Genomic DNA, 13,881 nt, shown 5'->3' on the forward strand with positions numbered 1-13,881 from the left:
CTGAAGCCGGACCACTACCGTGACGGAAACGCCGATGTCTGAAGCCGTACCCATCGTCGAGATGCAGCGCATCTCGATCGAGTTCCCCGGAGTGAAGGCGCTCGACGAAGTCGACTTCCAGCTGTTCCCCGGCGAGATCCACTCACTGATGGGGGAGAACGGAGCCGGCAAGTCGACGCTGATCAAGGCCCTCACCGGCGTCTACCAGATCGACTCGGGAGCCATTACCGTGGCCGGCGATCGCAAGCACTTCGCCGGCACGTCCGACGCCGAGAGGGCCGGCATCGCGACCGTCTACCAAGAGGTCAACCTCTGCGCGAACCTCTCCATCGGTGAGAACGTCATGCTCGGTCATGAGGTACGTGGCCGGTTCGGCGTCAACTGGAAGCAGACCAACCGGGTCGCCGTCGAGACGCTGAGCAGGCTCGGCCTCCAAGGGCTCGACCCGACCAAGCCGCTGGCGAGCCTCTCGCTCGCCGTGCAGCAGCTCGTCGCGATCGCCCGCGCCATGGTCATCGAACCCAGGGTCCTCGTCCTCGACGAGCCCACCTCGAGCCTGGACGCCAACGAGGTCGCGAGCCTGTTCGTCATCCTGCGGCGGCTGCGCGACGAGGGCGTGGCGATCCTGTTCGTCTCACACTTCCTCGAGCAGGTGTACGCGATCAGCGACCGGCTCACCGTCCTGCGCGACGGCCGGTTCGTCGGCGAGTACCCGGCCGACCTGCCACAGTCCGTCCTCATCTCCAAGATGATCGGCAAGGAGCTGGAGGCGTTCCGGTCCCTCGACACCGCCGCCCAGAAGAGTGCCACCCACCGGCACGACGCCACGGTCCTCGCGGCCGAGGGCCTGGGGCGCAAGGGGGCGATCATGCCGACCGACATCAGCCTGCAGCGGGGGGCCATCGTCGGCCTCGCCGGCCTGCTCGGTTCGGGCCGCACCGAGCTGGCGCGGCTGCTCTACGGCGCCGACAAGGCCGACTCCGGCACCGTCACGCTGCGCGGTAAGAAGACGGCCCTCAGCTCACCGGTCACGGCGCTGGAGCACCGGATCGCGTTCTCGACCGAGAACCGCGGCCGCGAAGGAATCATCGGTGACCTCACCGTGCGGGAGAACCTCGTGCTCGCCGTGCAGGCCAAGCGCGGCTGGATGCGGCCGATGCCCCGCAAGGAGCAGGACCGCATCGTCGCCAAGTACATCAACGAGCTGGGCGTCCGGCCCGCGGACCCCGAGCGGCTCATCAAGAACCTGTCCGGCGGTAACCAGCAGAAGGTGCTGCTCGGCCGGTGGCTGGCCACCAACCCGGAGATCCTCATCCTCGACGAGCCCACCCGCGGCATCGACATCGGGGCGAAGGCGGACATCCAGGAGACGATCCTCAACCTCGCCGAGGACGGTGTGGCGATCCTGTTCATCTCCTCCGAGCTCGACGAGGTGGTGCGCATCTGCGAGCGCATCCTCGTGCTCAAGGACCGCAACAAGATCGCCGAGATCGAGAACGGTCCCGACGTGACGTCCCAGACCATCGTGGGCCTCATCGCCGACCACGGTGCGGACCTGAAAGAGGTGGTGTCGTGAACGAGCCTCGGTCGCGGATCCGCGGTGTGATCCAGCACCTGGCGGAAGCCCGCTACATCTGGGCGGTCATCGCGATCGTCATCCTGCTCGGGGTCAACGTGCTGCGCGACCCCGGCTACCTGGCGATCTCGATGAACCCGGTGACGGAGAACCTGGCGGGCAACCTCCTCGACATCCTCCGGACGGCCGCGCCGATCCTGATGATCTCGGTGGGGATGTGCCTGGTCATCTCCACCAGCGGCATCGACCTGTCGGTCGGGTCGGTGATGGCGGTCTCCGGCGCGGTGTCCATGGAGTTCCTCAGCTCCGCGGGCGGCGACGGCGTGCTGTCGAACGCGTTCACCGCGGTGGCGCTGGCACTGCTGGTGAGTACCGTGCTCGGCGTCGCCAACGGCCTGCTCGTCGCCGTCGTCGGGCTCCAGCCGTTCATCACGACCCTGATCATGATGCTGGCCGGCCGCGGCATCGCGAAGGTCATCACCTCGGGTCAGAACACCACCGCCCGGAACGAGGCGTTCCGCTGGATAGCCAACGGTCACGTCCTCGGCTTCCCGGTGGTCATCCTGCTCGCGCTGGGCGTGGTCCTGATGGTCGGGTTCGTCGTGCGTCGCACCGCGCTGGGTCTGATGATCGAGTCCATCGGCATCAACGCCGAAGCCAGCCGCATGGTGGGGATCAAGCCCCGCGGGCTGCTCATCACGGTGTACGCGGCCAGCGGTCTGCTGGCGGGCATCGCCGGACTGTTCACGGTGTCCACCGTGATGACCGTCGACGTGTCGCAGACCGGCAACCAGATGGAGATGGACGCCATCCTGGCCGTGGTGATCGGCGGTACCGCACTCGCCGGCGGCAAGTTCTCGCTCGCCGGAGCGACCGCGGGGGCGTTCCTCATCGCGACGCTGAACAAGACGGTGGTGTTCCTTGGCGTGCCGTCGTCGGCCACCCCCGCCTTCAAGGCGGCCGTCATCATCATCGTCTGCTTGATCCAGTCCGAGCGGGTGCGCGGGTACGTCTCCTCACGACGCCGTCCCCGACCGGCCCGGGCGAAGGAAAAGGTGTCCTGACATGTCGACCGAACCCACCTCCGCAGTGGTGGACACCGTGGAGAACCAGGACACCCAGCGCCGCCGTTGGGGGGCGCTGCGCGCGAAGCTCGTGCAGATCAACCCGTCGGCGATGCCGACCGCCGCGGCCCTGCTGCTGTTCGCGGTCATGCTCGGCTACGGCGAGCTCAGCTACGGCGGGATCTTCCAGTACAACACGCTGTCGAACCTCCTCATCAACAACGCGCACCTGATCATCATCGCCGTCGGGATGACGTTCGTGATCCTCACCGGCGGGATCGACCTGTCGGTCGGCGCGGTCATCGCGTTCTCCAGCGTCGCCGGGGTGATGCTCGCCGGAGCCGGCTGGAACCCCTGGCTCGTCGTGGTCACGATGGTCCTCATCGGGCTGCTGTTCGGCACGGTGGCCGGCGTGCTCGTGGAGTACTTCAACGTCCAGCCGTTCATCGCGACGCTGGCGACGATGTTCTTGGCGCGGGGCCTCGCCTCGATGCTCAGCACCACCCCGGAGCGGCTGGACGACGGCTCACCGATCCGGCTGCTCGCGCAGCGGATCGTGATCATCGACGGCCCCGGGGTCAACGACCTGGTGATCACCCTCGGCGGGATCATCGCCTTTGCGGTGCTCGCCGGCGGGTTCTTCGTCCTCCACCGCACACGTCGGGGCCGCACGGCCTACGCGATCGGCGGGTCGGAGCACGCCGCCTCGCTGATGGGCCTGCCGGTACGGTCCACCCGGCTGATGGTCTACATGATCAGCGGTGGTCTCGCGGGGGTGGCCGCGGTGGTCTACACCTCGCGCCTGGGCATCGCGCAGAACATCACCGGAGTCGGCTGGGAGCTCGACGCCATCGCCGCGGTGGTTATCGGCGGGACCCTCCTCACCGGTGGCGCCGGCTTCGTGCTGGGCTCGGCGGTCGGCGCGCTCGTGCTGGGGCTGATGAACCTGCTCATCGTCCGTGACGGTGGCATCAACCCGGAGATGACCACGGTGATCACCGGCGCGATCCTGCTGATCTTTGTCCTCCTGCAGCGCGCGGTCACGATGAGACGGTCCGATCTGTAGGCGCGCACGTCGGTCGACGGGGGCAAGGACCAACGCAACGAAGTAGACAGGAGCGCGGTGTGAGACTGAGTGAGCAGACCCTGCAGGTGCAGCGGGCGGTGGCCGAGACCCGGCAACGGGTGAGCGACCTGCATGCCGAGCTGCCCCGCAACGAGCTGGTGGTGTGGACCGCCGGCAACGTGTCCGAGCGGGTGCCCGGCGTCGACCTGTTCGTCATCAAGCCTTCCGGGGTCGCCTACGACGAGCTGTCACCCGACGTCATGGTCGTGTGCACGCTCGACGGCGACAAGATCGCTGACGACGGCACGCCCGCGACGCTCGTGCCGTCGTCAGACACCGCTGCGCACGCCTACGTCTACCGGCACCGTCCCGACGTCGGCGGCGTGGTCCACACCCACTCGACCTACGCCACCGCGTGGGCCGCTCGCGGGGAGGAGATCCCCTGCGTGCTGACGATGATGGCCGACGAGTTCGGCGGACCGGTCCCGCTGGGACCGTTCGCGATCATCGGCGACGACTCGATCGGGCGAGGGATCGTGGACACCCTCGCGGGGAGCAGGTCCCCCGCCGTCCTCATGCAGAACCACGGACCGTTCACCGTCGGCACGGACGCCCGTGCTGCGGTCAAGGCCGCCGTCATGGTCGAGGAGGTCGCCCGCACGGTGCACATCGCCCGGCAGCTGGGCGAACCGGTGGCCATCGAGCAGCGGCACATCGACTCGCTCTACGACCGCTACCAGAACGTCTACGGACAGGGCGCGCCCGCGCCCGGAGATGAAGGAGCACGATGAAGAACCCCTTCGAGCGACGGGAGATCTGGTTCCTCACGGGGACCCAGGACCTCTACGGCGACGACGTGCTCGCTCAGGTGGCGGAGCAGTCCCAGACCATCGCCGGGCTGCTCGACGACGTGTCCGACATCCCGGTACGGATCGTGTGGAACCCGGTCCTCAAGGAGCGCGACGGGATCCGGCGGATGGCGCTGGCGGCCAACGCGGACGACGCGTGCGTCGGTGTCATCACCTGGATGCACACGTTCTCCCCGGCCAAGGCATGGATCCTCGGCCTCGACGCCCTCCGTAAGCCGATGCTGCACCTGCACACGCAGGCGAACGTGGCGCTGCCGTGGGCCGAGCTCGACATGGACTTCATGAACCTCAACCAGGCCGCGCACGGCGACCGCGAGTTCGGGTACATCGCCACCCGGATGGGGGTGCCGCGCAAGACCGTCGTCGGTCATGCCAGCCACCCGGTGGTGCAGGCCAAGGTCGCCACGTGGGCTCGGGCGGCCACCGGCTGGGCGGCCGCCCACGAGCTGAAGGTGGCGCGCTTCGGGGACAATATGCGTGACGTCGCCGTCACCGAGGGGGACAAGACCGAGGCCGAGATCCGGCTGGGGGTGTCGACCAACACGTGGGGCGTCAACGAGCTCGTCGAGCGGGTGGACGCCGCGAGCGACACGGACGTCGACGCGCTCGTCGCCGAGTACGACGCGACCTACGACGTCGCTCCCGAGCTCGGTCCCGACGGCGAGCGGCGCGAGTCGTTGCGGTACGGCGCCCGCATCGAGCTCGGCCTGCGGGCCTTCCTCGAGGACGGCGGCTTCGGTGCGTTCACGACGAACTTCCAGGACCTTGGTGGCCTGCGCCAGCTGCCCGGGCTCGCCGTCCAGCGGCTGATGGCCGACGGCTACGGCTTCGGCGCCGAGGGTGACTGGAAGACCGCGGTACTCGTGCGGCTCGCCAAGGTCATGGGGTACGGGCTGCCCGGTGGTGCCTCATTGATGGAGGACTACACCTACGAGCTGACCCCGGGCAAGGAGAAGATCCTCGGGGCGCACATGCTCGAGGTCTGCCCCTCGCTCACCCGCGAGCGTCCCCGGCTGGAGATCCACCCGCTGGGGATCGGCGACCGCGAGGACCCGGTGCGGCTGGTGTTCGACGCCGACCGTGGTCCCGCCGTCGTCGTCGCACTATCCGATATGCGCGACCGGTTCCGGATCACCGCGAATGCCGTCGACGTCGTCGGGCCGGACGCCGAGCTGCCGAAGCTGCCGGTGGCCCGGGCGGTGTGGCAGCCTCAGCCGTCGCTCGCCACCTCGGCGGAGTGCTGGTTGGTGGCCGGGGCGGCCCACCACACCGTGATGACCACCCAGCTGGGCGTGGAGGTCTTCGAGGACTTCGCCGACATCGCGGCGATGGAGCTGGCCGTCATCGACGCCGATACCAGCACCCGGGCTTTCGCCCGCGAGCTGCGCTGGAACCAGGCGTACTACCGGTTCGCCGAAGGCTTCTGACCGCTGCCGGCCCTGTTCGACGGGGTCGGCAGGGGCCTTGTCCAGTACCAGTGTTGCGGCCTGCGCCGGAGGGGCCGCAACACTGTCCTGAGCCCGCCCGGCGAAGGCTCCTTGACGCCGGGGTGCCCGACTCGCAGCATCCGAGCACGCGCCGGACCGGTGCGCACGTTAACATCGGCGCTCAGCCGCCAAAAGGGGAAGCGTTTGCCGCGCCAATTTGATTGACGGTAACCCAAAAGGCGGCCTAAACTGGGCGATCAGCGTGACCGGCGACACGATCCCGTTGCCGATGCTCCGAAGATGGGGCCGCGCGACCGTCGGTGTACCCCGCCGCTGCTTTCACGCCTCGGATCACCAGTCGGCCCGATGGCGCATCGAACACGACTTCAAGGAGGAACCGTGCTCAGACCATCGACGGGACGCCACTGGGCGACCCGGGCCGGGGGAGCGCTGCTTGCCGGCGTTCTCACGCTCCCGCTCGTTGCGAGCGGGGCCAGTGCCCAGACAGAACCACCACCCGAGGAGGACGCGGCGTTCAGCGCCCTCGTCTTCAGCAAGACTGCCGCCTTCCGGCACGGCTCGATCCCCGCGGGCATCGCGGCGATCGAGCAGCTCGGCGAGACCCACGGCTTCGACGTCACCGCGACCGAGGACGCCACCGACTTCAACACCGCGAACCTTGCTGACTACGACGTCGTCGTGTGGCTCTCCACCACCGGCGACGTGCTCAACAACGAGCAGCAGGCCGCCTTCGAGCAGTACATCCAGAACGGTGGCGGCTACGCCGGCATCCACGCCGCGAGCGACACCGAGTACGACTGGGCCTGGTACGGCGACCTCGTCGGTGCCTACTTCTCCGGTCACCCGCCGGGCACCCCTGACGGCACCGTCGTCGTCGAGGACCCCGCCCACCCCTCCACCGAGCACCTGCCCGCACGCTGGGACCGCACCGACGAGTGGTACTCGTTCCGCGACAACCCGCGCGGTGACGTCCACGTGCTCGCCTCGCTGGACGAGAGCACCTACAACGCCGGCAGCAACGCGATGGGTAACGACCACCCCATCGCCTGGTGCCACGACTACGACGGTGGCCGCTCCTGGTACACCGGCGGCGGTCACACCGACGCATCCTTCGTCGAGCCGGCGTTCGTCGAGCACATCCTCAAGGGGCTGCAGACCGCGGCCGGCGTCGTCGATGCCGACTGTGCCGCCTCGTTGGACGAGAGCTTCGACAAGGTCGCTCTTGACCTCAACACCCAGAACCCGATGGACCTGGCGCCGACGCCTGATGGCCGGACCATCTTCCTCGAGCGTGACGGTCGCGTGCAGATCGTTGCGCCCAACGGTGGCACGACCACCGCGGGCACGATCCCGGTGACCCAGGTTCAGGAGTTCGGCCTGCTGGGCCTTGAGCTCGACCCGGACTTCGCCGACAACGGCTGGATCTACCTCTACTACTCCCCGGAGGGTTCGGCGACGGATCACGTCTCCCGGTTCACCCTCGAGGGCGACACGCTGGACTTGGCGAGCGAGAAGGTGCTTCTCGAGGTCGACGTGCAGCGTGCCGAGTGCTGCCACGCGGGTGGTGCTCTGCAGTTCGATGGTCAGGGAAACCTGTACATCGCGACCGGTGACAACACCAACCCGTTCGCTTCGGACGGCTACAGCCCGATCGACGAGCGCGAGGGGCGTGCGGCCTGGGATGCCCAGCGCACCTCTGGCAACACGAACTCGCTGAGCGGCAAGGTGCTGCGGATTACCCCGCAGGACGACGGTACCGCCACGATCCCCGAGGGCAACCTGTTCGAGCAGGGCACCGAGCTGACGCGGCCCGAGATCTTCGCGATGGGTTTCCGTAACCCGTTCAAGATCGGCCTCGACCCGCGCACCGACACGCTGCTGGTCGCCGACTACGGGCCGGACGCCGGCAGCAACAACGCCAACCGGGGGCCGGCCGCGACGGTGGAGTGGAACGCGCTGACCGAGCCGGGCAACTACGGCTGGCCGCTGTGCGTGGGCGACAACGAGCCGTACATCGAGTACGACTTCGCGACGAGCACGAGCGGCGAGGCTTACGACTGTGCGGGTGGGCCGACGAACAACTCGCCGAACAACACCGGCCTCGAGCAGCTGCCGCCCGCGATCCCGGCGACCATCTGGTACCGGAACAACGGTTCGCAGTCCAACGCTCCGGAGATCGGCCGCGGTGGCGCACCGATGGCCGGCAGCGTGTACGTCTATGACGAGGAGTCTGACTCCGACCGCAAGTGGCCGGCCTACTGGGACGGCAAGGCGATGTTCGCGGAGTGGAACACCGGCCAGCTGTTCTCCTTCCAGATGTCGGACGACACCAGTGAGGTCGTCGACATCAACCGGATCCTGTCGACGATGTCCTTCGCCCGTCCGCACGCCCTGGAGTGGGGCGATGACGGCGCGCTGTACATGATCGAGTGGGGCTCGGGCTTCGGCGGCAACAACGCCGACTCCGGCGTCTACCGGATCGACTACATCTCCGGCACCCGGGCGCCCGTCGCCCGCGCCGAGGCTGACGTCACGTCCGGCCCGGTGCCGCTGTCGGTCAACTTCAGCTCGGCCGGCTCGCGTGACCCGGACGGCGGCGAGGTGACCTTCGCCTGGGACTTCGGTGACGGCAGCACCTCGACCGACGCCAACCCGGCCCACACCTACACCACCGCGGGCAACTACACGGCCACCCTTACGGTGACCAAGGACGGCGGGCCGTCGGCGTCGGCCACCGTGCCGATCACGGCCGGCAACACCGCTCCGACGATCACCGTCGAGACGCCGCCCAACGGTGGCTTCTTCAACTTCGGTGACGTCATCGAGTACTCGGTCACGGTGACCGACCCCGAGGACGGCGAGATCGACTGCGAGAACGTCATCGTCCCGCCGGCGCTCGGCCACGCCGAGCACACCCACCCCTATGACCAGTACTTCGGGTGTGAGGGTGCGATCCCGCTCCACGGGGACACCGGCCACATCGGCGCGAACATCTTCGGCGTCATCACGGTGACCTACACCGATGAGGGTGCCGAGGGCGTTGCTCCGCTCACCACGCAGGAAGTCATCATCCTGCAGCCCAAGCGCAAGGAGGCGGAGTACTTCTCCGAGACTGGGCGGCTGCCCGGCTCGACGAACAGCGGTGATGCAGGCGTCCAGACCGAGGACACCGAGGACGTCGGCGGCGGCCAGAACATCGGCTTCGCCGAGGTCGACGACTGGTTCTCCTTCGACCCGACCAACCTCACGGGTATCGACAGCATCCGCGTGCGCGGGGCGTCGGAGCCCGGTGGCATCGTCGACATCCGCACCGGCGCGCCCGACGGGCCGTCGATCGGATCGGTGACCGTGCCGGCCGGCGGCTGGCAGACGTGGGGCAACTACGACCTCGAGCTGCCCGACGACGTCACGACCGAGTCCGGTCCGCTGTACTTCGTGACCACCGCGGGCCAGGCCAACATCAACTGGGTCGAGTTCATCGGCCAGGGCGTGACGGACAACGCCAGCCCGGTCGTGGAGGTCACCACGTCCGAGACTTCCGGGCCGGCGCCGCTGACGGTGGACTTCACCGCCACGGCGACCGACGCGGACGGCGACACCCCGCTGACCTACGCGTGGGACTTCGGTGACGGTGAGACTGCCGACACGGCCGAGGCCTCGCACACGTACACGGCAGCGGGGGACTACACCGCCACTGTCACGGTGACCGACGCACGAGGTGCGACGGCCTCTGAGTCCGTGGGGATCTCCGTCACGGCGGTCGAGGCCAAGTGCTTCGCCGGTCGCTCGGACGACTTCACCGGTGACGCTCTCGACACCGAACGGTGGGACAGCTCGATCCGGGTCAACCAGGACCTGCGGGTCGAGGACGGCTCGCTGATCATCCCGACCGCATCGTTCGACATCTACAGCTCGGACAACACCGCTGTGCCGAACATCGTGCTGCAGGACCTGCCCGATGGACCGTTCACGGCCACCACCAAGGTGACCCTGCCCGGCTCGACGGCTTACCAGCAGGCCGGCCTGGTCATCTATGGCGACCAGGACAACTACGCGAAGATGGTCTTCTCCGGTCGGAGCACCTCCGGTCCGAACGACGCCACGCGCGTGTTCCAGCTGATCCGTGAGGAGAACGGCACGCCGAACGAGGTTGCCGCCTCCCTCAGCCCCGCTGTGGGTGCGGACTACCCGAGCACGGTCTGGGTGCGTTTCACCAGCGATGGCTCGAGCCTGAACGCGTCGTACAGCGCCGATGGCGTCGAGTTCACCGACATGCCCGAGACGAAGTCGCTCGCGGGCATCACGAACCCGAAGATCGGTCTGCTGTCGCTGCAGGGCAACGGGCGCACGCAGGCTCCGGTCGACGCCGCGTTCGACTACTTCACCATCACCCCGGATGACACCGCGGTGGTCGGCCCGGACGACGAGTTCGACGGCACGGCGCTGGACGCCTGCCGCTGGGACGTCGTGCGGCCCGACGCAGATCACCTGCGCGTGCGTGACGGCAAGCTCGAGCTCGATGCCACCACCGGTGACATCTACGGCACGGACAACGGCACGCCGAGCAACTTCGTGCTCCAGCAGCTCGAGGGTGACTGGACGGTGGAGACCCTGGTCGACGGCTCGGCGCTGACCCGCCAGTACGAGCAGGGTGGGCTCATCGCCTACGTCGACGACGACAACTACGTCAAGCTCGACATCTCCGCCCGGAACAACCCGGGGAGCACGCTCCAGCTCGGGCTCGAGATGCTGGGCGAGGTCGACGGATCCGTCACGACGCCGAGCGACCCGACGACCGTCCAGCAGGCCGTGTGGCACCTGCGTCTGGAGAAGTCCGGTGACACCTTCACCGGTTCCTACTCCGCCGACGGCACCGAGTGGACGACCTTCGGTACGGTGACCAACGCCGCTGTCGCGGCCAGCGGCAAGGTCGGGCTCTTCGCCCTCGGCACTGCCTCGGAGGACAACCAGACGGTCACCTTCGACCACTTCCGAGTGGTCGGGGACGAGCCGGAGCCGACCGGACCGGAGATCTCGGTCGAGGCCGACACGCGCTGCGTCGTCGGCAAGGTCGTCGAGGTCGTTCGGGTGACCAACGAGTCGCAGACGCCGATCGAGGTCGTCATCGAGACGGCCCACGGGTCGAAGACGGTGACGGTGGCGCCGGACAAGACGACGGCGGCCTCGTTCAGCACTCGGCTGGGCTCGGTGCCCGCCGGCGAGGTGACAGTGACGGCGTCCGCGGACGGAGAGGTCACCACGGTGATCGAATCGTACGCGGCGCGCACGTGCTGATCCACGCACGTTGCTGACCGGCTTCATGCCGCCAGCGGCATGACGAAGGGGGCGGGTCGGAACTTCCGGCCCGCCCCCGGGCCCCGGGTCTACCAGGGGATTTCTCGGTCCGAACACGCTGGTGGAGATCTTCTTGTGCACGCTAACATCGGCTGCTAGCATCGAAATCCGACGTGCGAATGCGGAATTCCGCTCGGTGCACATATGCGCAAGACACTGGTGTTGAGCACGTCCGAGACATCGCCGACAGGCGCCATGGAAGGAGTCGGACGGCAGATGGGCACATTCGGGCCCAATGGGGGGCTCGGCCGACGAGGCTGGGAATAATACGTAGCAAGACGCTGGTGGCAGTTGTCGCCACGGCGCAGGACGGCGGCCGGAAAGACCGGTCGCTCGGACGTTCGGCCGGATATATGCCGGCCGGGAGCTGGAGAGAGACATGAACAAGAAGGGTCTGCTTACCCGTACCGGTATCGGTGCCACGGGAGCGATGCTGCTCATGAGCGGCGCCGGCATGGCCGTCGCCGACGAGGTCAACGGCGAGGACGTCGCGGTAAACGTCGAGATCGCCGCGGTGGAGCCGGTCGGTGCGCTGACCATGAGCGTCGCGGCCGACTCGACGACGCTGACCGAGGTGGACTCCGGCGACGAGGCTGTTCGTCAGTTCGACGGCACGCTGCCCACCGTGACGGTGAGCGACGACCGCGAAGAGGTCCCCGAGGGCGTCTTCTGGTACGTCACCGGCCAGTCCTCGGCCTTCACCGCGGACGGGCTGCCCGACATCGGTCCGGACCAGCTGGGCTGGACACCGAACCTCATGACCGACGACGGTGTTGTCTCAGAGGGTGAGGAGGTCCTCACCTCCCTCGACGAGGGTGACGACGCGGTCGGCCTGGTGGGCGAGGAGCTGCTTGCCCTCGCGTTCGACTCGGCCGAGGCGCAGGACACCACTGGTGCGTGGGACGCCGACGCCGCGCTGTTCCTCAAGACCCCCGCCGACGTGGCGCCAGGCAGCTATGCCGCCACGCTCACGCTGACCCTCTGGGAGGATGCGTTCTGATCGGTCGCTCGATCGAGTGACCGTCATCGGGTCGGGGGGGGGGGGGGGGGGGGGGGGGGGGGGGGGGGGGGGGGGGGGGGGGGGGGGGGGGGGGGGGGGGGGGGGGGGGGGGGGGGGGGGGGGGGGGGGGGGGGGGGGGGGGGGGGGGGGGGGGGGGGGGGGGGGGGGGGGGGGGGGGGGGGGGGGGGGGGGGGGGGGGGGGGGGGGGGTGGTTTTGTTGTTGTTTTTCCCCCCCCCCGACCCTGACTCTTGGGACCACCATGCTTCCTCTGACCTGGTACCGCGCCGTTCGCTGCTGGCCGGCCGTGCTGCTGGCCTGCGCCCTCGCTGCTCTTGCGACCTTTGCCCTTGCGGCACCGGCGGGAGCCGCCGCGGACGAGCCGCCGCCGGTTCGGTGGTCGACGACGCCGGCGGACGAGTCGGGCCCCGACGGCCGGCGGGTCGTCGAGCACACCCTCGACCCGGGCGAGACGATCGAGGAGCACCTTGCGGTGCGAAACGTCAGCGAGGACGACGTGACCTTCACGCTCGCGGCTGCAGACGGCTTCTACACCCGCACCGGACGCTTCGACATGCTTGCCTCCGGCGAGGAGTCGGTCGGTGCCGGAACCTGGATCACGCTGCCCGAGTCGGTCACCGTCGCCGCCGGCGAGACCGAGGTGGTGGACTTCTCCATCACTGTGCCGTCGAGCACCGAGCCCGGCGACCATGCCGCGGGCATCACGGCGTCGGTGCACTCGGTGCAGTCGGCGGAGGACGGCACAAGCGTCGGGGTGGAGAGCCGGATCGGCTTCCGGGTGACCACCCGGGTCACTGGTGAGCTCACCCCCTCCGCGGTCGTGGAGAACCTCTCAGGGACGTATGCGGGTTCGTGGAACGCCTTCCGTCCCGGTCGGGTGAGCGTGTCCTTCGACGTGGTCAATGAGGGCAATACCCGGCTGTTCGTCGACGGCGACATCGGGGTGGGCGGCCGCATCGTGGGGGTCGTGGTCGGTGACAACCGCCAGGAGATCCTGCCCGGTGACGTCCGCGAGATTGCGGTCGACGTCGACCAGGTCTGGCCGCTCTTCATGGTTCCCGTGGAGCTGACGATCGTGCCCGAGATGGTCGCGTTGGATGGTTCCACCGCCACTCTCGACCCCATCGTCATCGAGACCGTCGTGTGGGCGGTGCCGTGGCCGCAACTACTCCTGCTGGTCGGCCTGGTGCTGGTCCTCGGTGCGATCTTCTGGGGGCGGCGGAGGTCTCGCCGGCGACTCCAGCAGATGCTCGCCGAGGCCCGCGACGAGGGGCGCCGGACGGCGGTAGAGAACGCGCACTGATCGTTCTGAGTCTGTTGCCCGAAGGGTTTGCCCCTTGCGGTCGGACGCCGTGCGTCATAGCCTGTGCTCCAAAGTGTGAGCGATCACATAGGTCTGCTGCCTCCTCGGTGGAGGAGCGGATCACGCCGGCACCGGCGTCGGCGTGCGGAATGGTCGCGCAACGCGATCGGAGCAGTCATGA

The 13,881-nt window shown here is 68.5% G+C and carries 8 protein-coding genes; all 8 read left to right on the top strand.

Going from position 1 to position 13,881, the window contains the following annotated elements; all coding sequences use genetic code 11:
* Window positions 1–34: 34 nt before the first annotated feature.
* The 8 genes from V2J52_RS06970 (at window position 35) to V2J52_RS07005 (ending at window position 13,700) form a co-directional block, all read left to right on the top strand.
* A complete protein-coding gene (locus V2J52_RS06970) occupies window positions 35–1,576 on the top strand; it encodes a sugar ABC transporter ATP-binding protein (RefSeq protein WP_331226946.1) in 1,542 nt (513 codons plus the stop codon).
* Window positions 1,573–2,640 (top strand): ABC transporter permease, encoded by a 1,068-nt coding sequence (locus tag V2J52_RS06975; RefSeq protein ID WP_331226947.1) that lies wholly within the window; start codon window positions 1,573–1,575, stop codon window positions 2,638–2,640. The genes V2J52_RS06970 and V2J52_RS06975 overlap by 4 nt, the downstream gene beginning before the upstream one ends.
* A gap of 1 nt (window position 2,641) precedes the next feature.
* Window positions 2,642–3,706, top strand: coding sequence for an ABC transporter permease subunit (locus V2J52_RS06980; protein ID WP_331226948.1), 1,065 nt, complete (start codon window positions 2,642–2,644; stop codon window positions 3,704–3,706).
* 59 nt (window positions 3,707–3,765) lie between these two features.
* Entirely contained in the window at window positions 3,766–4,497 is a 732-nt protein-coding gene (locus tag V2J52_RS06985) for an L-ribulose-5-phosphate 4-epimerase (protein ID WP_491062173.1), read from the top strand.
* Window positions 4,494–6,002, top strand: coding sequence for an L-arabinose isomerase (gene araA, locus V2J52_RS06990; protein ID WP_331226949.1), 1,509 nt, complete (start codon window positions 4,494–4,496; stop codon window positions 6,000–6,002). Before V2J52_RS06985 ends, araA begins: the two co-directional genes overlap by 4 nt.
* 399 nt (window positions 6,003–6,401) lie before the next feature.
* A complete protein-coding gene (locus V2J52_RS06995) occupies window positions 6,402–11,318 on the top strand; it encodes a ThuA domain-containing protein (RefSeq protein WP_331226950.1) in 4,917 nt (1,638 codons plus the stop codon).
* A 439-nt stretch (window positions 11,319–11,757) separates the two neighbouring features.
* A complete protein-coding gene (locus V2J52_RS07000; protein ID WP_331226951.1) occupies window positions 11,758–12,378 on the top strand; it encodes a hypothetical protein in 621 nt (206 codons plus the stop codon).
* 260 nt (window positions 12,379–12,638) lie between these two features.
* Window positions 12,639–13,700: a hypothetical protein gene (locus V2J52_RS07005; protein WP_331226952.1), complete on the top strand. Its 1,062-nt coding sequence runs from the start codon at window positions 12,639–12,641 to the stop codon at window positions 13,698–13,700.
* Window positions 13,701–13,881: the final 181 nt, after the last annotated feature.

Source organism: Georgenia sunbinii, assembly GCF_036421875.1.
Taxonomy (GTDB): Bacteria; Actinomycetota; Actinomycetes; order Actinomycetales; family Actinomycetaceae; genus Georgenia_B; species Georgenia_B sunbinii.

Coding starts and splice junctions, on each gene's coding strand:
- araA (WP_331226949.1), top strand. CDS start 4,494: ATGAAGAACCCCTTCGAGCGACGGGAGATCTGGTTCCTCACGGGGACC.
- V2J52_RS06970 (WP_331226946.1), top strand. CDS start 35: ATGTCTGAAGCCGTACCCATCGTCGAGATGCAGCGCATCTCGATCGAG.
- V2J52_RS06980 (WP_331226948.1), top strand. CDS start 2,642: ATGTCGACCGAACCCACCTCCGCAGTGGTGGACACCGTGGAGAACCAG.
- V2J52_RS07000 (WP_331226951.1), top strand. CDS start 11,758: ATGAACAAGAAGGGTCTGCTTACCCGTACCGGTATCGGTGCCACGGGA.
- V2J52_RS07005 (WP_331226952.1), top strand. CDS start 12,639: ATGCTTCCTCTGACCTGGTACCGCGCCGTTCGCTGCTGGCCGGCCGTG.